Raw genomic sequence first — 21,530 nt, forward strand, 5'->3', positions numbered from 1 at the left:
TAACAGGGGTATATGACCATCATTTAAGGTTAGAATAGGGAGGACTGTCAGAGGGTGCGATTGGGTACTTTTTCGTCATAGCTATTAATCTGTTGCTAATGCTGTTTGGGCCGCCATGCTGTACGCCTTAAAATGTGATTTTTATTTCCTTTCCCGTAAAGTGCCCTGTGCTTTAAGGCTCTTCATACTCTTTTTGCTGGTAGTGCTTCCTGCCAGCGTTCTTGCCAAGGCAGCTGACGTAGATTTATCCCCTGGCTTACCATCGATCTCTGATAAAAATGTGATAACCCAGCCCTTTAAAATTGGTTATTATCACGATGATGCTCCCTGGATGTATACCAATGATGCGGGCAAGCCTGACGGGATGGTTCTTGATCTTTGGAAGGAATGGTCAGCAAAGTCCGGGATTCCCATTACCTTTTTGGCGGTGTCAAAGAATAAGGCGCTCAGTAGGTTGGAACGGTCTGATATTGATGCTATCGCTCTGATTGGTCCTGAAGCCCAGGATGATTCATTCCCTATGACAGAGGCAGTCCTTCTTGAGGGAAAGCCGGTTTTATTTGTAGAAAAATTACATGCCAGGGGTTCTCTGGATGAAGTCTTTAAAGTAGCCAGGGTTGGCTTTCTTCGTTCAGAAGGTCTGGAAAGATCATTAAGGCAGCGATACCCCCATGCTCGCCTGGTACCCTTTCGCTCTCACAGGGCACTTATTGATGCCGCTTCAGAACAGGAGATTGATGCGGTTATTGGTGGGGAATATGCTCTCCGCTATCATTTAAATAGCAGGGGGATTATTAACGATTATAAAGCTCTGGAAACAGATTTTGACAGTATCAAAATATCGGCTGGCATTGCCCGTAGCCGGGTTGATATAAAAGAGAAAGTAGAGTCAGGTATGGCCAGTCTTAGCCCTGGGGTTGCTTCGGCTATTGTTAAAAAATGGCTTGGCTTCGATCCCGGGAATCAAGAAAGCCTGGTGATTGCCCTGAATGCTTCCCTTGCCCCGCTTTCATTTATTAACGCCCTTGGTAAGCCAGCTGGCCTGATTGTTGATATCTGGAAATTATGGTCAGAAAAAACAGGTAAGCCCATCCGCTTCCGTGCCAGTAGTTTGCCAGAGTCTCTTTTGGCTCTTCGGGAGGGGAAGGTGGATGTTCATGCTGCGCTGTCTCCTTCTTCCGGGCGCCATCAATGGTTACAGGTTTCTAACCCATATTATGGCTCAAGCTATCGAATCTATTATCGAGCCGGTTTGCGTTCCGATGATCCGGGAACAAATCTTGATAATCGGCTTTTGGGGATTGTGGCAAGTTCCAGTCATGTTGACTTTGTAAAACGCTGGTTACCAGGCGCAAAGATTCAGGTGAGGGATAATATCCAGGGGCTGATACAGTCGCTCTTTAAAGGCGAAATTGATGCCTTTATTGCTGAGCCTGTGGTGGTGCAATCGGCATTAAACCGCCTGGATCTGGTGGGTGAAGTGGTTTGTAGTAAGTACTTTAACCTTAATGAGGCTGTCAGTGCCGGGGTGCTTGCTGAACGGGGACCTCAGCTGTTGCCCTTGATCAATGAAGGGTTTAGTGCCATATCTCTGGATGAGTTCAGAAAACTGGAAGAGCGCTGGATTGTTAATAGTAATAACCGTTATTTCCATAAGTCAGGTATTAACATCCCCCTAACGGATGAAGAGCGTCGCTGGATAGCAAGAAACCCTGTTATCAGCATGATTTTGGAAAAAGATGCCCCTCCTTTTTCTTTTCTGGATGATCAGGGGGAACTCCAGGGGATTGCCATCGATTATCTCAAATTGATCGAAGAGCGTTTGGGTATCACCTTTCAGATTAGTATGGATTATAACTGGCCTGAAGGGTTGAGCATGGCCTATCGCCATGAGGTGGATGGCATTGGCTTGATACACAAAACCGATGAGCGAGCCAGGTATCTGGACTTTACTCGCCCTTTACTGAAAGTCCCAACCGTTATTATTGTTAGAAACTCGGACAAAAGTATTCGTTCAACCAGAAACCTGGGTGGCAAGAATGTGGGCTATGTGCCTGGCTATACCATCTATGACCAGTTCAGGAAAAAGTACCCTGCCATACGGTTTAAACAGGTAGCCTCCATTGCCAGCGGGCTAAACCGGGTTTCCAGTGGAAATCTGGATGCCATGATTGTCAATCTGGCATCAGCCAGCCATGAAATAGACCGCCTTAAAATAACCAATCTACAGATTATTGGCGAGGCGGGGTTTGATTATGAGTTTCGTTTAGGCAACCGAAATGACAAACCGGTATTAGCCGCCATTCTCGAAAAAGCGGTAGAGAGTATTTCTCCTGAAGATAAGGAAGAAATTGAAAGTAGCTGGATCTCTATCCATCCCGGTAGCTGGAAACCGAATAAAGAACTATTCATCGGATTGTTACTGGTTCTTGTTACCCTGATTCTGATTATTTACTGGAACCGCAGGCTAACCCTGGAAATTGCTGAAAGGGAGAAAGTAGAGGAAGAGCTAAAGTCACGTTCCGAGCTGGATCGTTTGCTTAGCCCGGATATTTCATAAAGCAGCAGAAACACCACCCCAGACCACTCAATTTTGACTTTGCTGTGGGGCTGCTGCTTTATTTTCTGTGACAAAAGCTCTTCAGGCTCCGACTCGGCTCCAATCTGAATAATTATCAGTCAATTTGGCTTTTTCAGGACAAATGAATACCCCAAACTACTCTCGTCTGGTCACCATTTGATTAGATTGGGCGTTATTAAGAGTACTATCCGGGCCGAGGCAGCGGCATTAGATAAAAGACCTCCGTTACATGCTGTAAAAGCTTCTTGAACGGGCAGCAGCGGGGTAGGTGTAGTTTGATTCGGTCTTTGTACTCAACCACTTTGACCGCTACTTTGCAGAGCTTTGTTATCACCGTTGATGGCTGGGCTTTCTCCAGCTCTGTTCCTTTCAGAGCCTTGATTCTTAACTCGTAGTGCAAGACGTAAGCCGCACAGGCATAAAATAGCCTCAGGTGATTTGCCAGAAAGCGTTGATCCGACAACCTGTCACCGGACAGGTCGCTTTTCAGGTGCTTAATGAAATTCTCATCCTGCCCCCTTGGGCAGTACAAATCTTCATAAATCACCTCAGAGGAAGCCTCTTTGATCGATGTGACAATAAAGCGGGGATTGTCGCCTTTCTGGTTAACCTCGGCCTTATAGATTATCCGGGTATCCAGCCCCTTCCAGCTTTTAGCCTGATAGTCGGCCTCTCCGTACAGCCTGAGTCGCTCAGGCTCTGGCATATCGTTCAACTTTGCCAGCGCCGTTTTGGTCTTGAGAGCCTGACGAGCCTCACCCAGCAGCTCTTTGGCTTTGGGGCGTAAGGCTGTTTTATGACCAGCACCCTTGCCCAGCACATAATCAGAATGCTTGTTAGCCTGAACAATATGCATTAATTCAGGTTGGGCAAAATGACTGTCACCACGTACCAGCAAATGGGTTTTCGGCCACCGTTTACGGATGAGCGTGATGATGCGCTTGAGAATAGCAGCGTTTTCCTTGCCTGTCGGGGTCTTGCCCGGACGCAGGATAGCCGTGATCAGCTTGCCACTGAGCCCTTCAAAAACCAGTAAAGGCAGGTAACAATAATCCTGATATTTTGCGTTAAACAGATTCATTTGCTGACCACCATGAGTAATGGCGGGCGTGTGATCAAGATCAATCACAATAGCCATGGGCGGCACGTCGTAACTGGCGATAAAATGGTGAACAAACGCCTCGGCCATCCGATAAATATCCTTGCGCCGCATGGACTGCCCCAGTCGTGTGTAGGTGGGGGAAGACGCCATATGGTTATCCTCATCCAAAGGATTTTTTCCGACAGCCAGCTTGAGCATTGGGTCTTTGCGCAGGCGGTTGCTGTCGTTAGCATCCTCATAACCACAAGCCATTTGCAAGATTCGCTGAACCAGAAGGTCTTGCAGGGAGTGGTCAATGTAGGCTGGGTGGCGCTTGTCATCAATGCTCTGGCTCAGCCTGGAAATAAGTCCGCTATGCAGCAGGGTTTCCCGTAACAAAAGCGCACCAAAATCTGAAGATAACGCCCCGCCATTGAAGTCGGCACGGACAGTTTTGCCATTTGAGGGGTGAAAACGAAGCTGTTCTTGTGTAGATTGAGTCATGGCAAGTTCCGGTTTGCTTTTTCCGAAGCATTTTTTTGGTCGACCCAATCATATCAAGTGGTTGGGCGGAACTTGCCTTTATTTATGAAATATCCGGGTTAGTAATTTATCCAGGCAATTTATTGATAAACCCTTTGGGGAGACTATTGAGTTCTTTTTAAAAGAACTCGCTGAATATATGCAGGCTGAGACTGCATTTATTGTGTCATGGGATAATCCGCCGACAATAGAGGCATTCTGGAGTGTGCTGCCTGATATGGGACCGGATACCCTGCTGCCTATTCTTGAGCATGATATCAAGAAAATGGGTAAGGGGATCCAGCGTGGCTGTATCATTACCCAGGAAAACCTCAGGGAAGCGGGTAATGCCAAAGGTGTTGCAGCAATGCAAGGTGTTGGTATCGATAATGCCATCTATACCCCGATGATTCTATTTGGCGATACCGCTGGGGGAATAGGGTTACTTAACCGGCCCAATGCCCGGGAGATTCTGGATGATGAAATTGATCTCTTGAGACGGGTGGGGGAATTGTTGGCTGTGGCCAGGGCAAGGCAAAAGTCAGATGATGCTTTGCGTCAAAGTGAAGAGCGCTATCAGCTGGCTATGGATGCTGCATCCGATGGGCTTTGGGACTGGGATGTGGCAGGGGATAAAATTTATTTCAGTCCTCGATACCAGACAATACTCGGATTCCAGCCAGGGGAATTATTGAATACCCCCAGTGCCTGGCGACGAATGATTCATCCTCAGGACAAAAGCAAAACTGTGGCATTTTATGAGGAGATGTTTGCCTCCTGTGACGCCGCATTCCAGTCTGTTTTCCGGGCCCGGAGAAAGGATGGCAGCTATGCTACGGTCCGAACCAAAGGAAAGGTGGTTTTTCGGGGAGAAAATGGTGAGCCCCTGAGGGCTCTTGGCACGTTGGTAGATATTACGGAGCAGCGGGAGAGGGAAAGAGAGCTTTCAATGTCCCGCTTTTCACTGGATAGTGCGGCAGATTATATTCACTGGTTCCGGAAAGATGGCAGTCATAAGTATGCTAACGAATCGGCTTGTAAGGCTCTTGGCTATTCCCTGGGCGAGCTGATGAAAAAAACCATTATGGATATTAATCCGGCGGTTACAGTAACATCCTGGGCTCGCCTCTGGGATCAGCTGACCCGGCAAAGGGATATGACCTATGAAACCCTGAGAATGACAGCGGATGGTCGAGTGTTTCCGGTGGAAGTTACCGCCAACTATATGGAGTATGAAGGGGAGGGCTACCTGTTTGCCAGTGGCAGGAATATAACAGATAGAAAACAGGCTGAGGATGCCCTCCATAAGGCCAAGGAAGCTGCTGACCAGGCTAACCAGGCGAAGAGTAACTTTCTCGCTAACATGAGCCATGAGATCCGTACGCCAATGAATGCCATTATTGGTTTAAGCCATCTTGTCCAGAAAACGGAGTTGAGCAACAGGCAGCTGGATTACATTAACAAAATTCAGTCTTCTGCCCATGCCTTACTGGGGATTATTAATGATATCCTCGACTTTTCCAGAATTGAGGCAGGTAAACTCAATATGGAGTCCATTGAATTTGACCTCGGTGAAGTTTTCGATAATCTGTACAGCCTGAGCAGTATCAAGGCTGAAGAAAAAGGTATTTACCTGGTTTATGATATCGCCTCAGATGTACCACGACACCTGAAAGGGGATCCCTTAAGGCTGGGGCAGGTGCTGATTAATCTGACCCATAACGCGCTTAAATTCACCCACGAAGGGGAGGTGAGCATTCAGGTGCGCCTGCTGAGTAAGGACAAGGGTGGGCATGCCGCCACACTGGAATTTAAAGTCTCTGACACAGGCATTGGTATTAGCCACGAACATCAGTCTAGATTATTTGATTCGTTTTCCCAGGTTGATGGCTCAACAACGCGGAAATTTGGTGGAACAGGTCTGGGATTAGCCATTAGCCGTAGCCTGGTCAATATGATGGGTGGAGATATTGCGGTTAATTCGCAGCTGAACAAGGGAAGTGAGTTCCGGTTTACCGTTAATTTAGGGATTGCAAGGCAGCTTTCTATCACCCGGAAGGCGCTTAAAGGGGTGAATGCACTGGTTGTTGATGATAACCCGGAGGCTCGGGAGTTTTTAATCAGTCAGCTAAAAGACTTCGGTTGCCATGCCCTCGAAGCAGAGAATAGTAGTCAGGCGTTGCATCTTCTAAAGAAATGGAATGCACCGGAACAGGAAAATAAACCGATTTCAGTGGCCTTGCTGGATTGGCGGATGCCGGATACGGACGGTATTGAACTGGCTAAAAAAATCAAGAACATGCCGTTAAAGCAGGAGCCAGCTCTGATTATGGTGTCTGCCTATGGAAGGGAGGAGGTTATTGCCCGGGCCTCCGGCAAGGTGGATGCTTTCCTGATTAAGCCGGTCACCAGTTCCATTTTGATAGAGACTATCCTTCGGACACTGAATAGTCAAAGCGAGCAAACCAGGAATACACAGTCAACAGGGGCTACCAGGAATAAGATGTATTCAGGGAAGTTGCTGTTGGTTGAGGATAATGAAATTAACCGGCAGGTGGCTAGAGAACTGCTGGAGGCCTTGGGAATCCGTACTGAGCTGGCTGTGAATGGTCGGGAAGCGGTGGAAAGGGTTCAGCAGGAAGACTTTAGCCTGGTCTTTATGGATATACAAATGCCTGAGATGGATGGTTATCAGGCTACCCGGTTGATTAGAAATAAGTTGGGTAAAAAGACACTGCCAATTATAGCCATGACAGCTCATGCAATGACGGGAGATCGAGAGCGTTGTCTGGAGGCAGGGATGAATGATCATCTTGCCAAGCCCCTTGATCCCAACAAGCTCCGGGAAGTGGTGGAGCGATGGCTTGGTAATATAGCGTTAACCCACGATAAAGGTCAGCTGGCTGAAACAACTGATGCTGTTACAAATAATAAGGATCTTCCCGGGGTTAATCAGGTTGATGGACTGGGCCGGGTGAGAAACAAGAGTGAGTTATATAACCGGTTATTGGTGAGCTTTTATCATGATCATCAGGATGATGTAAATAAACTGCAGAAAGCCCTGGCTGAAGGCAGCTGGCAGTCAGCGCGGTTTATTGCCCATACCATTAAAGGTACAGCAGGCAACCTGGGAGCAGACAGGCTCTATGAAGCGGCTGCCAGAGTGGAAAATGCGGTAAGAACTCATTTCACCTTGCCTGATGAGGCCATGATCAGTGAGTTTGTTCGGGCTTTTGATGAAGTCATGGAAGGGCTGCATAGTCTGGCAGAAAATGATAGTGAAAATATTTTTGGTGAGGGATTGGTTGAAATCGGTAAAGTCAACTTCTTGCTTGATTCTGTGCGCAGGCGATTACAGGAGGGTGATGCCGGGGTGGTGGATTCTATCCCGGATCTTCTTAAGGGCCTGGGAGATAAAGTTGACAGGACTCAGCTTAAGGCGTTTTATAAAACGGTTAAATCCTATGATTTTGAGGAAGCTGTTGCTCAATTGAATGAAATTCAGAAGTGTATGGGTTGAAACCAAACCGCGCCCAACCAGATAACCGGAATTTGACAGATCTGTGCAGGGCGCGCTTTAAAGACAGTCTTAAAAGCAGCTTCGCTTAAGAGGCAGGATATAACTATCCGGCACAATGAACCGGCTTTTATAAAACTACTGCTGTAATTCCGCCCGTGGATCAATGGGGTAAGGAATGGGCGATACTTGAATAGTGCGGGTCTTGCTTTCCGTTAATATAACATCGTTGCTTTCAGCGGCTTCAATTCTGATGACTGCCAGTGCGTGACAGGAATTGCTATTGATGCTGGAGACGGATTCAAGAATTTCCCCTATAACCTGCCCTTTGCCGTTTTCCAGCTTTGCTCCGGGAAGAACGTTATCGGTGCCGGTGCATACCAGGGAGTATGTTCTGCTCTTTTGTTGTCCCAGATTCTGCATTCGGGCAATAATTTCCTGGCCGGTATAGCACCCCTTTCGAAAGCTGACATAACCGATAGAAGGATAGTTAAGGTGTTGGGGAATGTATTTTTCATTGTATTCAGGGCGAACCTGGGGAATGACTGCCTGGATCATTTTTCTTTGCCAATAAGATTCTGGGGCAGCTTGTAGCTGTGTTGTCAGTTTTGTCCACCACTGCGGCAGATGTTCCTCTGGCAGCCAGAGTTCATAGGTATTATCCATGCCCGGTGCTTTGATTAAAAAACTGTTGTCAATGGCCATGGCATCCTGGTTTTCGGGGAGTATGGGTAATTGACCGGAAAGTACATCGGTGACATGTGTTCCTGACAGCCCAAGGCACATCATTGGGGTATCGGGTTGGCTGATTTTACTTTTATAAAAAACCGCATATTTTTCAAGGTGCTGGATAAATGTCCCGACAATTCCCCGATGCATTTTAAGTAAGTAGCCTGAGCCGGTATTAATCAGGGTGAAGCTGGAATACATTCTTCCCTTTGGTGTACAGGCTACACCTGTAGCCCACTGTTCTGGCTTGGGCGTCTCCATGTTGCAAGAGAGCTGGCCCTGCAAAAAACGCTGGCTGTCAGGGCCACTGATTGCCACAATAGCCTGACTCTCAAGGGGGCAAACCACTGCTTCTTTGCTCAATACGGCCTGTTGCTGAAAGTCGGTAATTTGTCCATCCTTAGAAAAGGTTGCACCCTGGCTTGCCAGGTAGGTTTTCCACTCTATGCTCATCTCTATGCCTTAAAGCGATCTTTTGATAGTTGCACATAATAGAGAATAGGAAGTAAGTACTCCATCCTGCTAACGAAGGTTTTGTCTGGAATTATCGGTTCTGGAATAATGTCTGAACCCGTGGCAAAGTGAAATCAACCGGTTTTTTTGCACACTGTTTTTATGTAACAACAAAGGAGTTTTTATGGGGTTTTCTGAGGATGATGTCAAGCGGCTGCAGTGGCGTAGCAGACGAGGTATGTTGGAGCTGGACTTTTTACTTGAGCCATTTACCCGGGAAGCATTTTGCTCATTGTCGGAGGATGAACAGGTGGTTTATTCCCGCCTTTTAGAGTGTGAAGACCCTGATTTATTCAGTTGGTTCATGAGTGACCAGAAGCCTGCCGATCCCGAACTGGCTAAAATGGTTCAGAAAGTCTTGCAGCGTGGTCGCTATGGCGAAGGAGCTGCTTGAGGTTAATCTCGGCACATCGGTTATACATCTGGTAGCGTATGCTTTGATTCATTGCGCTGCCTTGTTGATGCTGTCTCTTTCAGCGCTGACCTGGCCCTGGGTTTTGTTATTGTTCCTGTTTCAGTGTGTATTCGCTTATTTTTACAGCAAGCGGCATATCTTTCGCTTAAATCCGGCGTCTATTTCTGCCGTAAGGTATTATGATGGCCAGTGGCGGATTAACCGGGGGGGAAACTGGATTTTAGCCTGGCCGTACCGACAGGCATTCGTTAGCCCGTTGTTGATATGTTTTAATGTCAGGCTGTACAGGGAAAACAGTAACCAGATAGCCTCTGTTATTATTTTTCCTGATAGCGCGAACCCCATACAGATCCACGCTCTCAGACTTCAGCTGTTGATTGATGGCTTTATGGTAGCGTCCGAAAATCAAAACAGATACAGCTAAGCGCTACTATCTGGTAAATACGGCATATAACCCCACACTGCATACCATCAACCGTCACTGAATCTTTTGATGGGTTCGGGTACAAGGATTGAGTCCTCAGCTTGTTTATTGCAGTAGGGATAATCCAGAGAGTAGTGTAACCCCCTCGATTCCTTACGCGACATCGCGCACCGTATAATGAGTTCTGAAACTTTAGCGAGATTTCTGAGTTCAATTAAGTCACTGCTGACCTTATAGTTGCTATAAAATTCATGAATTTCAGCCTGTAACAGGGTTATTCTGTTTAGGGCTCGCTGGAGTCGCTTGTCGGTTCTGACGATGCCAACATAGTTCCACATGAAGCGACGTAGCTCATCCCAGTTATGGGATATAACAACATCTTCATCGGAATCAGTCACCCGGCTTTCATCCCATTGGGGAATGGATGGTGCCTGGCTCAGCGAACCGGGCTGCCGCTCTATGGTTTTTGCAGCGCTTTGGGCCATAACAAGACACTCCAGCAATGAGTTGCTGGCCAGTCTGTTTGCACCATGCAAACCCGTAAAGGCACACTCGCCTACGGCAAATAGGTTGTTGAGGTCAGTTGCCCCGTTACATTGTGTAACAATGCCACCGCAGGTGTAGTGGGCAGCGGGAACAATAGGAATAGGTTCCCGGCTGATATCAATGCCAAAACTCAGGCAGCGCTCAAAGATGGTGGGGAAATGTGACTTGATAAAACTGTCAGGCTTATGGCTGATATCCAGGAACAGGCAGTCTGCACCTAATCGCTTCATTTCGTGGTCGATGGCGCGGGCAACAATATCTCTGGGAGCCAACTCTGCCCGTTGATCAAATGAGGGCATGAAACGTTGACCGTTTGGCAGAAGTAACCGTCCTCCCTCTCCCCGAACAGCCTCTGAGATAAGAAAGGACTTGGCATTTGGATGATAGAGACAGGTGGGGTGAAACTGGTTGAATTCCATATTAGCTACTCTGCAACCAGCACGCCATGCCATGGCAATACCATCACCGGTAGCACCATCGGTATTGCTGGTATAGAGATAAGCCTTACTGGCACCTCCCGAGGCCAAAATAGTGTCACCAGACAAGAAGTTGTGAATATTGCCTGTCTTGCAGTCAAGGGCATAGGCTCCCAGGCAGCTGTTATTGCTGACGCCAAATTTTCCGGAAGTGATTAAATCAATGGCTATATGGTGCTCATAAATATCAATGTTATGCTGTTTTCGGACGCTTTGAACCAGTGTGTCAGAAATGGCTTTACCCGTTGCATCGGCTGCATGAATGATGCGTCTGGCACTGTGTCCCCCTTCTTTGGTCAGGTGGTATTCCTTTTCGGATGAGGTGGCCTGCTTATTGGCTGTAAATGGTACGCCTTGATCAATCAGCCAGTGAATGCTTTCCTGGCCATTTTTTACGATATAGTCAACTGCCTGCTTTTTGCATAACCCGGCTCCTGCAATGAGAGTATCTTCTGTATGCTGTTCAAAACTGTCTTCAATCTCATTGAGAACAGCGGCCACTCCTCCCTGGGCCCCATAAGTGGAACCCGCTGAAAGGGAGTCTTTGCTGAGCAGTGCAATGCGGTAGCGGGAGGGTAGATGAAGTGCCAGGGTCAGGCCTGCGGCTCCACTGCCGATGATAACAACATCATATAGGTAGGATTTTTGCATGAGTCACTCTGGGGTTGTTTATTAGGTTTTAATTGTTGAGTCAGGGGACTGTATTTATTCTCGGGTAGGCTCCTGGTATATCCTGTTAAAGCCATTAGCCGAAAAGCCGACCAATAGAATAAGTGGAAATACACGTAATCAGGCTGAAAGAGAGAATGGGGTGAATACTAACAGTAGCCCGGAGCCGTGTATAAAAAGTCTGATTGTGAAGACAACTCTTTGAAAAAGCTATAGCCTGGTTAAAGTGGTGTAGTGTTGTTCGATAAGGCTGCATCACTGAGGCTGCTTTCAGGTAAAGTTCATGTCAAACCTGTTAATAGTATATGGAAATAATAGCCACCACTATAGTAGGCTGTTATTGAGGCATATCAGCGATCTATGCATACTGGAAAAATTTTTAATGGAGCCTGGAACTTTTGGGTTGGGCAATGGTCTATATAAACGCAGGGGATGTCTGCTTGAAAGTGAATAGGAACACGTGCTGTGATGCTGCATGGTCGGGGTTTTCTGAATGATAGATCCCAATCAAGCCGATCAACAGCTGATTGAGCGTGTTCAAAAGGGTGACAAGCGTGCATTTGATATGCTGGTGGTCAAGTATCAGCATCGTATTCTTGGACTCATTGGCAGTTATGTCCATGATTTTCAGGAGGTGCAAGATGTTGCGCAGGAAGCATTTATCAAGGCTTATCGGGCTCTCGATAAGTTCAGGGGAGACAGTTCTTTTTATACCTGGCTATATCGTATCGCTGTTAATACCGCCAAGAATCACCTTGTTTCCAAAGGACGTAAGCCGCCGGAATCAGATATCGATGTACATGACTCTGATTTTCTGGAGTCAGCATCCTCGCTGCGGGTGGTTGATAGCCCGGAGCACAATCTGTACCGTGACGAAATTGAACAGGTGATTCATGGCGCTATCAGGAAGTTACCCGATGAGCTGCGAACGGCAGTGATGCTCAGGGAGTTTGATGGCCTGAGTTATGATGAAATAGCCGAGGTGATGGAGTGTCCGGTGGGAACCGTGCGTTCAAGGATTTTCCGGGCAAGAGAAGCGATAGATCGGGAAGTGGAACCTCTATTGCGTCGGGATAAATAGTCCTGGTTATAGCCCTTTAGCCAAACCAGATTTGAGTGAAATGTTATGTTAACGACCAATGCCCCCATGTCTGCCGGAGGTTTTTATGAGTGACAAGAACTCAGAAAGTCATGCCAGGGAAAGACTGAACGAAGCATTGTCTGCATCAATGGATGGCCAGGCCAGTGAACTGGAACTCCACAGGGTTCTGGATACCTTTGCTGATGACGGGCAACTGCGGAATAAGGCCCGGCGCTATCAACTGATTGGCGATTCGGTTCGCAGGGATGTTAATGAATTTGCCAGTATTGATTTGTCCAAGGGGGTCATGGCCTCCCTTGAGCAAGAAGAGTCACTGTCATCTTTTGACTCCGGGTCACAACGGACAAAACCGGCATGGTTTGCAGGCATTATTGATAACTGGGCTGGTGCATTTGGCAGGGTGGCAGTAGCGGCATCGGTTGTCTTTGCAGTTGTGCTGGGGGTTCATAACCAAAACACAGAGCAGGATGTGGCTATGGTAGCAGACTCATCTTCCCCGGCAACCCTCAATCAGCCAGTACAAATCAGTACCAATGATTATGGTGCCTCTGGCATTCTTGCCGGATATAGCTCAAAACAGCATGACAGTATCTCACCTGAACAGTTGGCTTATGCCCAGAGTATTGCTGACCGGGCCACCCGTGAGCGTTTCAGGGCTTATGCGCTTCAGCATGCTGAACTTTCAGTGATGAGTACGGGTCAGGGGGTATTACCTTTTGCAAGATTAACGAGTTTTGATGTGCAATGATTTTGAAAGGAAGATCTTTTATCAAAGGGAGTTTATTGGCGCTTTTAGTCATAATTCCTGTGTCTATTTATGCCAAACAGGCTAATCCACAGCAATATGGCTACCAGCAACCTCCCCAGTTCTGGCTTGAAAAAATGTCGGCCGCCTTCAGAGAGCAGTCTTACAGAGGCGTCTTTGTTTATCAGGAAGGAAACCGTCTTGAAACCCTGGCTGTGACGCAACAAGCTGCGAATGGCAAAACTCGGGAACGTATTTTATACCTTGATGGCTTGCCAAGAGAGATGGTTAGAAGTGGAGACCAGTTGACATATACATCATTGGATAAAGGGGTGACCCGTTTTAATCATGGCTCCCTGATGCCAATGGTGCCTAAATTTTCTGATTCGCCGGTTGGTAGTTACTATAAGGTGAGCTACAGCCCGAGGCAGATAGACCGGATTGCCGGTCGTGAAGCGGTTGTCCTGTCTGTTATTCCTGTTGATCATTACCGGTATGGCTACCAGCTTTGGCTTGATGCGCAGTTTGGACTGTTATTGAAGTCAGTGATGATTGATAGTCATGGAAAGATAATGGAACGATTGCAGTTTACCCATATCGAACCCGGTGTTGAGTTAAGTTCACCGGAATTAGCTGCAATGGATAAATCAAATGTAACCTATGACCAGAGTATAGACATACATAAAGTGCCGGATAAAGAGGGTATCTGGAATTGGGAGTCAGGTTGGTTGCCGGAGGGCTTTAGTGTTAAAAGCTATAGTCAGAGACCTTCTCCGGTCAGTGAGCATAAAACCGATACGGTTATATATTCTGATGGCTTGGCCAGTTTTTCAGTGTTTGTTGAGCCCGATGAAACCAAGGTATTGAGTCAGGCATCTGAAAATATTGGGGCCTTGGCTGCCGTGTCAAAAGTATTCAGGAATGGTGAGACTTACTTTCATGTAACGGTGGTTGGCGAGGTACCTCTGGGGACTGCGGAGAGAGTGGCGGTATCTGTCAGGCCTAAACGTGCTGGAAGTAAGCCGGGTGTGAGTGAGGAGTAGTTCTTGCATGATTGAGGAACACGCTGAGGTTGTCGCTGTTAACGACCAGTGGGCCTGGTTGGAGACTGCCAGAAAAAGTGCCTGTGACGGCTGCAATGCCAAAAGTGGTTGTGGCAAGCACCTTGCTGAAAAGTTCCAGCGCCGAAGTAATAAGCACTATCTTCGCATTGATAATGACCGAACCCTATCTGAGGGTGATCGCGTTATTATCGGTATTTCTGAAGGGGCGTTGCTTGAAGCTTCGGTTCTTGTTTATTTTGTGCCCTTACTTTTTTTAATGGCCGCTATCTGGTTGGCGTCTTTTATGGGGCTATCTGATAGTTTTACCCTGTTGACCGGTGCCTCAGGGTTGTTTGTAGGGTTTGTTCTTGTCAGGCTGTTAAGTCGAAGAACCAGTGATCTTTGTCATATTAAGGTGTTGGGTATTATTCCTGTAAACCTTGACCATTCGGATACTCACGTCGCTAAATTTTCTTAATGATGCAGAAGCGTCCAACAGGGATTACTTGTTGTATGAAACCGGGTGTTGGAGAAGTCCAGTTTATGAATAAGGTTAGTCATTGTATAAAAAGCACTATATGCTTCCTTTTGTTTTCTTTGTTTATTACTCAAACCAGCTTTGCGAGGGATATTGCGAGGGATATAAAGCCGGATGATCCTGTACCACAGGTGGCAGTACCCGATTTTACCCGGCTGTTTAAAGAGGCATCGCCAGCGGTGGTCAATATCAGTACCCTGGCAAAACCCAAAAGCAGGGCTTCAATTTATGGGCCTGGTGGGGAGGAGTTGCCAGAGATTTTTCGTCGGTACTTTGGTATTCCCCTTCCGGATGCGCCTTCTTCCAGCACTCCCCAACCCATGTCTCTGGGGTCTGGTTTTATTATCTCCAGTGATGGTTTTATCTTGACCAACAACCATGTGGTGGAAGGGGCTGATGAGATTATCGTTAAATTGAGCGATCGAAGTGAGACCCGGGCAGAGCTGGTGGGGTCAGATAAACGTTCTGATCTGGCTGTGTTAAAAATCGACAGTAAAAGACCCTTGCCTGTGGTCAGGCTTGGTGATTCTGACAAGGCTGAGCCAGGACAGTGGGTGGCAGCGATTGGATCACCCTTTAATTTTGAATATTCAATCACCAAAGGGATTGTGAGTGCACTGAACAGAAGCCTGCCCAATGACTCCTATGTGCCTTTTATCCAGACTGATGTGCCTATCAATCCGGGAAACTCCGGTGGGCCGCTGTTTAATATGAAAGGAGAGGTTATTGGTATTAATTCCCAGATATTCACCCGCTCTGGTGGATTTATGGGGCTCTCCTTTGCTATTCCGATTGATCATGCCATGTGGGCAGTGGAACAGATCAAGAGTAAGGGCTATGTCACCCGTGGCTGGCTGGGTGTTGCCATTCAGGAAGTGGATCGGGAACTGGCTGAATCCTTCGGCCTGGAGAAACCCATGGGCGCCCTGATTAATCAAGTGGTGCCTGGTGGTCCGGCGGATAAGGCAAAACTGCACCCTGGTGATATTATTACCCGCTTTAACGACCGCGCTATTTATCACTCAGGCTCTTTACCCATGAGAGTGGGGGTTGTGGCACCCGGTGATAAGGCGAGCGTTGAGTTTATCCGTAACGGCAAGCGTATGACCACCCGTGTTGAAGTGGGTCAACTACCTGATGAGAACGCTGAGCGAGGTGGCCGCCCTGCCCGCAAGGAATCAGCGGAAAATCGCCTGGGTATTCAAGTGGCAGAACTGGACAGTGATTATCGCAGTAAGCTTCGGCTTGATAAGGATATTTCCGGCCTGGTGGTCACTAATGTGGTCTCTGGTGTGGCAAGGGCAATAGGTGTACGTCAGGGTGATGTTATTACTGACATCAATAAAGTGCGGGTGGACTCTGTTGCGGTATTTGAAAAAACAGTGAAAAAATTACCTGTTAACCGCTCGATTTCCATGCGTGTGATCCGACAGGGTCAACCGGGCTATATTACCTTTCGACTGACTGAATGAGTTTTAGGGGTTAATTTAACAAGGCTCTCCGGGTTTTCCCGAGGGCCTGTTTTGCAAAGCAGTTAGCGTTTGCGTCTATCACACCTTGCCCTATATAGTTATACTAAGCCGATTCCTTCTATGATGTCTGATACGCAGTTGCGGCAATAAACGTTTCCCCTGTGTACCCTTTATTTAAAGCGATGTATGACTAAACCTTTAAACTCCAGCAATCTAGAGCATATACGCAACTTCTCTATTATTGCCCATATAGATCATGGTAAATCAACACTGGCTGACCGGTTTATCCAAACCTGTGGTGGGCTGAGTGATCGTGAAATGCAGGCCCAGGTTCTTGACTCCATGGAGTTGGAGCGGGAGCGGGGCATCACCATCAAGGCCCAGAGTGTGACCCTTGATTACACTGCAAATGATGGCAAAACGTACCAGCTTAATTTTATTGATACGCCGGGCCATGTGGATTTTTCCTATGAAGTCTCCCGCTCCCTGGCAGCCTGTGAAGGGGCCTTGCTGGTGGTTGATGCCGCCCAGGGCGTAGAAGCACAGTCCGTAGCCAACTGTTATACCGCTATTGAGCAGGGACTGGAAGTGATGCCGGTTCTGAACAAGATGGATCTGCCCCAGGCTGAGCCTGATCGTGTGGCCCAGGAGATAGAAGAAATTATTGGCATTGATGCCACAGAGGCTGTCCGCTGTTCTGCCAAAAGTGGCCTGGGTATCCAGGAGGTGCTGGAAGAACTGGTGAGTACCATTCCTGCGCCTGAGGGTGATATTAATGCACCGCTCCAGGCTTTGATTATTGATTCCTGGTTTGATAACTATCTGGGTGTTGTCTCTCTGGTACGGGTCAAGAATGGTATTCTGCGTAAAGGTGAAAAAATTCTGGTTAAATCCACGGGCCAGGCCCATGGCGTGGATGATATTGGCATTTATACACCCAAGCGTAAGCAGACAGGCGAGTTGAAAGCGGGTGAAGTGGGCTATGTGGTTGCCGGTATCAAGGATATTCAGGGAGCTCCGGTTGGTGATACCCTGACCCATGCCAAAACCCCCCAGGTTGACTCCATGCCAGGCTTTAAAACGGTCAAACCGCAGGTGTATGCCGGGCTGTTTCCGGTCAGTTCGGATGATTTTGAGGCGTTTCGTGAAGCCCTGGAAAAACTGAGCCTGAATGATGCGTCCCTGTTTTATGAGCCGGAAAGCAGTGACGCCCTTGGCTTTGGTTTCCGCTGTGGCTTTCTTGGCATGCTGCACATGGAAATTATTCAGGAACGCCTTGAGCGGGAATACAACCTGGATCTGATTACCACGGCACCGACGGTTATCTATGAAGTGGAAATGAAAAACGGTGACGTTGTCGAGGTTGATAACCCGTCCAGGCTGCCTGACCCGGCAGGGGTTGAGGAGATTCGCGAGCCAATTTCCCAGGTGAGTATTCTGGTACCGCAGGATTATCTTGGTAATGTGATTACCCTTTGTGTGGAGCGAAGGGGCGTGCAAAGGGATATGCAATTTATGGGAGGACAGGTTTCTCTCAGCTATGATATCCCCATGAATGAGGTGGTTCTGGACTTTTTTGACCGGCTGAAATCAGTCAGTCGAGGGTTTGCTTCCCTTGATTACACCTTCGATCGTTTTGAAGCTGCTAAAATGGTTCGGGTGGATATTCTGATCAATGGTGAAAAAGTGGATGCATTAGCAGTGATCGTCCATAAGGATCATGCCCAGTCAAGGGGGCGTCTGTTAACGGAAAAAATGAAAGAGATTATTCCAAGACAGATGTTCGATGTGGCCATTCAGGCAGCTATTGGGGGGCAGATCATTGCCCGCACCACAGTCAAGGCGTTGCGTAAAAATGTGACAGCCAAATGCTATGGTGGTGATGTTTCCCGAAAAAGAAAGCTGCTTGAAAAGCAGAAGGCCGGGAAAAAGCGAATGAAGCAGGTGGGCCGTGTGGAAATTCCACAAGAGGCATTCCTGGCAGTGCTTAAGGTAGATAAGTAATTCGAGGGACCCTTTATGTATACCTGCCTCTGCAGTCTCTGGTTATGACTCTGGAGACTGCAGAAATGGTGGGTTGCATTTAAAGGGTCTGTTACTGAATAGATAATAAGTAGCAGAGAACAAACAATCATGGATATCAATTTTCCGCTGCTGTTAGTACTGGCGGTTTTTATTACAGGCATTGTTGCGCTGATTGACAGGTTTCTGCTTCAGCCCAGGCGGCAGCAGGCTGTTGATAACTATCGTGAAACGGCAGGTAACGAACCCGACTTGAGTGTTATAGAGGCTCTGGAGAAAGAGCCGGGCATTGTTGACACCTGCAAATCCATTTTCCCAGTGCTGACACTGGTTCTAGTGTTACGCTCCTTTCTGTTTGAGCCTTTCCAGATTCCCTCCGGGTCAATGATTCCAACCCTTGAAGTGGGTGATTTTATTCTGGTCAACAAATACACCTATGGCCTGCGCCTGCCTGTTGTGGGCACGAAAATATTACCTGTGAATGATCCTAAAAGAGGGGATGTGATGGTTTTTAAGGAACCAAAAAACCCTAACATCAATTTTATCAAGCGAGTTATTGGGTTGCCGGGTGATAAGGTAACTTACCGCAATAAAAAGCTGTTTATTAATGATAACCCTGTGCCACAGAACTTTGTTGCCCAATTAAGTGACAGCGATTCATTTTACCGCTTATACGACGAAACCATTGAAGGAAAGACTCACCAAATCAGAAAAGAACCCGCCATGCCGGATCTTGGCGAAGGTAGCTGGGTTGTACCCGAGGGTCACTACTTTATGATGGGGGATAATCGGGACAGGAGTAATGACAGCCGTTACTGGGGCTATGTACCACAACAGAATATTGTAGGTAAGGCTGTTTATATCTGGATGCACTGGCCTAAGTGGACAGACCTTCCCAATTTTAAAAATAATGGCGCGATTGAGTAATGATGGGCAGGGTTCTCCCCCTGTCCATCATTATCAGTACAAAGCAGGGTCTGAAACAGGAAGAGTCCGCGGTAAAATGGTAATATAAGCTGTTAAGCAGCAATTGGAGATGGATTATGCCAGGGAAAAGGCAAGCAGGTGCAGGGGTTCTAAACCTATTTATCATCATAGCCTTGATTTTGTTCTCGGCTATGCAGGGAATCAAACTGTTTCCTTATTATCTGGATGACTATGCCATAGGTAGAGTCCTGGCGTCCCTGGATAAGGAAGGTACGGGTTCCATCACAACGCCCCTGGAAGCCAGTGAATGGCTTGAACGAGGGTTGCAAAGTAACAATGTTGAACTCGGCGGTGATGAGTTCAGGGTAAGCGGTCATGGTGACGGACTAAGTGTTGATATCAATTATGAGCGCCGTGTCCATTTCATCTACAATATTGATTTTGTATTAAATTTTGAACACGTTTGGAAAGTTAAATCTAAGTGAAGTCTGAAAAAATTGCCCACCTGGAGCGCAGGTTGGGCTACGAATTTTCCGATAAGGGCCAGCTAGCGTTGGCCCTTACTCATCGTAGTTGTGGCAGTCGCAATAATGAGCGCCTGGAGTTTTTAGGAGACTCTATTGTTAATTTTATTATTGCTGAAGCATTGTATGAACAGTTTCCGGATGCCCGTGAAGGGCAGCTGAGCCGCCTGCGGGCAAGAATGGTTCGGGGGGCAACCCTGGCAGAGCTGGGTCGGGAGTTTGAACTGGGGGATTTCCTCAGGCTGGGTTCCGGTGAGCTTAAAAGCGGTGGTTATCGTCGTGAATCCATCCTTGCGGATGCCGTTGAGGCGATTATTGGTGCGATTTACCTTGATGCGGGAATGGAAACCTGTCGATCCCGTGTCCGTAGCTGGTTTGAGCAGCGGCTGGCTGTCCTCTCAACCACTGACCAGCAAAATAAAGACCCTAAAACCCGATTGCAGGAATTTCTGCAGGCAAGGCAAAAATCCTTACCTCTTTATCGGGTTTCCAGTATCACAGGAGAAGCCCATGATCAGGTTTTTACTGTGGTGTGTGAACTGGATTGCCTGGACCAGGATACCCTTGGTGAAGGACCAAGCCGCCGTGGAGCTGAGCAGCAAGCTGCCAGGAAAGCCTTGAAGTTGTTGGGAATTACACCATGAATACAAACACCTCTCGCTCTGCCGAAGGTTCTTTTTTCGCTGAAGGCTCTCTTCCCGCTGAAGGCTCTCTTCCCGCCGAAGAACTACTTCAGGCCGGTGAAAATGATGCAATAACCGGAGGGGATCGTTGTGGTTATGTGGCCATTGTAGGTCGACCTAATGTGGGTAAGTCGACACTGCTGAACCACATTTTGGGGCAGAAACTGTCTATCACCTCCCGCCGTCCCCAGACTACCCGGCATCAGGTGCTGGGAATCAAAACAGAAAAGGGAGTGCAGACCGTTTATGTGGACACACCCGGTATGCACAAGGTTCAGAAAAAAGCCATTAACCGCTATATGAACCGGGCGGCAAGTAGTGCCCTGGCAGACGTGGATGCGATTGTTTTTGTTGTTGACCGGTTAACCTGGACCGATGAAGACCAGATGGTTCTGAACAAGATCAGGGATGCTCGTTGCCCCGTGATCCTGGCAGTGAATAAGGTGGATCGTATCAAGGATAAGGAAACCCTGTTTCCCCATCTTGAACTGCTCGCCCGGAAAGCCGATTTTAAAGCCATTATTCCTCTTTCAGCCCAGCATGGACACAACCTGGAACAGCTGGAGGAACAGGTGGCTGATTTGATGCCGGACAGCATACACTTTTTCCCTGAGGATCAAATTACTGATAGAAGCTCCCGTTTCCTGGCAGCGGAACTGGTAAGGGAGAAAGTCATGCGGCAGCTGGGGGATGAAATTCCCTATGAAATTGCTGTAGAAATTGAGGAGTTCCGTCAGGAGCAGAGACCAAAAGGACCTTTGTTAACCATCAGTGCGCTGATTCTTGTGGAGCGTCCTGGCCAGAAAGCCATTGTAATTGGTGATAAGGGTGCCCGACTGAAAAAAATCGGTCAAGAGTCCCGTTATGACATGGAACGTATGTTTGATTCAAAAATTATGCTAAACCTGTGGGTCAAGGTGAAAGGGGGCTGGTCTGATGATGAGCGAGCCCTTAAGAGCCTGGGTTATGAACATCAGTAAACGCCGCTATGAATTGTGAGC

At 47.6% G+C, this 21,530-nt stretch carries 17 protein-coding genes; 14 read left to right on the forward strand and 3 right to left on the reverse strand.

Going from position 1 to position 21,530, the window contains the following annotated elements; all coding sequences use genetic code 11:
* The first annotated feature begins 115 nt into the window (after window positions 1–115).
* Entirely contained in the window at window positions 116–2,560 is a 2,445-nt protein-coding gene (locus MJ595_RS14970) for a transporter substrate-binding domain-containing protein (protein ID WP_263078772.1), read from the forward strand.
* Window positions 2,561–2,765: 205 nt separating this feature from the next.
* Here MJ595_RS14970 and MJ595_RS14975 read toward each other — a convergent pair whose 3' ends face one another.
* Entirely contained in the window at window positions 2,766–4,166 is a 1,401-nt protein-coding gene (locus MJ595_RS14975) for an IS1380 family transposase (RefSeq protein WP_263078773.1), read from the reverse strand.
* A 178-nt stretch (window positions 4,167–4,344) separates the two neighbouring features.
* On the opposite strand from MJ595_RS14975, the gene MJ595_RS14980 reads away from it, so the two are divergent.
* Entirely contained in the window at window positions 4,345–7,704 is a 3,360-nt protein-coding gene (locus tag MJ595_RS14980) for a response regulator (RefSeq protein ID WP_263078775.1), read from the forward strand.
* Window positions 7,705–7,839: 135 nt separating this feature from the next.
* Here the strand turns inward: MJ595_RS14980 and MJ595_RS14985 are convergent, their stop codons facing one another.
* Entirely contained in the window at window positions 7,840–8,883 is a 1,044-nt protein-coding gene (locus tag MJ595_RS14985; protein ID WP_263078777.1) for a hypothetical protein, read from the reverse strand.
* Window positions 8,884–9,067: 184 nt separating this feature from the next.
* On the opposite strand from MJ595_RS14985, the gene MJ595_RS14990 reads away from it, so the two are divergent.
* On the forward strand, window positions 9,068–9,337 hold the full coding sequence (locus MJ595_RS14990) for a succinate dehydrogenase assembly factor 2 (RefSeq protein WP_263078778.1): 270 nt from the start codon (window positions 9,068–9,070) through the stop codon (window positions 9,335–9,337).
* A complete protein-coding gene (locus MJ595_RS14995; RefSeq protein ID WP_263078779.1) occupies window positions 9,318–9,782 on the forward strand; it encodes a hypothetical protein in 465 nt (154 codons plus the stop codon). Before MJ595_RS14990 ends, MJ595_RS14995 begins: the two co-directional genes overlap by 20 nt.
* A gap of 47 nt (window positions 9,783–9,829) precedes the next feature.
* On the opposite strand, the gene nadB is transcribed toward MJ595_RS14995, so the two are convergent.
* Window positions 9,830–11,455, reverse strand: coding sequence for an L-aspartate oxidase (nadB, locus tag MJ595_RS15000; RefSeq protein ID WP_263078780.1), 1,626 nt, complete (start codon window positions 11,453–11,455; stop codon window positions 9,830–9,832).
* 511 nt (window positions 11,456–11,966) lie between these two features.
* Between nadB and rpoE the strand changes: the two genes are divergently transcribed.
* The 10 genes from rpoE to era all read left to right on the forward strand — a co-directional run bounded on the left by rpoE (window position 11,967) and on the right by era (window position 21,509).
* Complete coding sequence (rpoE, locus tag MJ595_RS15005; protein ID WP_263078782.1) at window positions 11,967–12,554, forward strand: RNA polymerase sigma factor RpoE; 588 nt, start codon at window positions 11,967–11,969, stop codon at window positions 12,552–12,554.
* 85 nt (window positions 12,555–12,639) lie between these two features.
* On the forward strand, window positions 12,640–13,323 hold the full coding sequence (locus MJ595_RS15010) for a sigma-E factor negative regulatory protein (RefSeq protein ID WP_263078783.1): 684 nt from the start codon (window positions 12,640–12,642) through the stop codon (window positions 13,321–13,323).
* A 35-nt stretch (window positions 13,324–13,358) separates the two neighbouring features.
* The gene (locus MJ595_RS15015) at window positions 13,359–14,363 is read left to right on the forward strand and encodes a MucB/RseB C-terminal domain-containing protein (protein WP_263078784.1); all 1,005 of its coding nucleotides are present in this window, start codon (window positions 13,359–13,361) and stop codon (window positions 14,361–14,363) included.
* A gap of 7 nt (window positions 14,364–14,370) precedes the next feature.
* The gene (locus MJ595_RS15020; RefSeq protein ID WP_263078785.1) at window positions 14,371–14,841 is read left to right on the forward strand and encodes a SoxR reducing system RseC family protein; all 471 of its coding nucleotides are present in this window, start codon (window positions 14,371–14,373) and stop codon (window positions 14,839–14,841) included.
* Between the two features lie 119 nt (window positions 14,842–14,960).
* On the forward strand, window positions 14,961–16,373 hold the full coding sequence (locus tag MJ595_RS15025; protein WP_263078786.1) for a DegQ family serine endoprotease: 1,413 nt from the start codon (window positions 14,961–14,963) through the stop codon (window positions 16,371–16,373).
* 186 nt (window positions 16,374–16,559) lie between these two features.
* Window positions 16,560–18,377 carry a translation elongation factor 4 gene (gene lepA, locus MJ595_RS15030; RefSeq protein ID WP_263078787.1) on the forward strand — a complete coding sequence of 606 codons (1,818 nt, stop codon included), beginning with the start codon at window positions 16,560–16,562 and terminating at the stop codon, window positions 18,375–18,377.
* 129 nt (window positions 18,378–18,506) lie between these two features.
* Complete coding sequence (gene lepB / locus MJ595_RS15035; RefSeq protein WP_263078788.1) at window positions 18,507–19,322, forward strand: signal peptidase I; 816 nt, start codon at window positions 18,507–18,509, stop codon at window positions 19,320–19,322.
* A gap of 116 nt (window positions 19,323–19,438) precedes the next feature.
* Window positions 19,439–19,807, forward strand: coding sequence for a DUF4845 domain-containing protein (locus MJ595_RS15040; RefSeq protein ID WP_263078789.1), 369 nt, complete (start codon window positions 19,439–19,441; stop codon window positions 19,805–19,807).
* Window positions 19,804–20,490, forward strand: coding sequence for a ribonuclease III (gene rnc, locus MJ595_RS15045; RefSeq protein WP_263078790.1), 687 nt, complete (start codon window positions 19,804–19,806; stop codon window positions 20,488–20,490). The genes MJ595_RS15040 and rnc overlap by 4 nt, the downstream gene beginning before the upstream one ends.
* Complete coding sequence (era, locus tag MJ595_RS15050; RefSeq protein ID WP_263078791.1) at window positions 20,487–21,509, forward strand: GTPase Era; 1,023 nt, start codon at window positions 20,487–20,489, stop codon at window positions 21,507–21,509. The genes rnc and era overlap by 4 nt, the downstream gene beginning before the upstream one ends.
* The last annotated feature ends 21 nt before the right edge of the window (window positions 21,510–21,530 follow it).

The sequence above is a fragment of the Endozoicomonas sp. Mp262 genome, from assembly GCF_025643335.1.
GTDB lineage: Bacteria > Pseudomonadota > Gammaproteobacteria > Pseudomonadales > Endozoicomonadaceae > Endonucleibacter.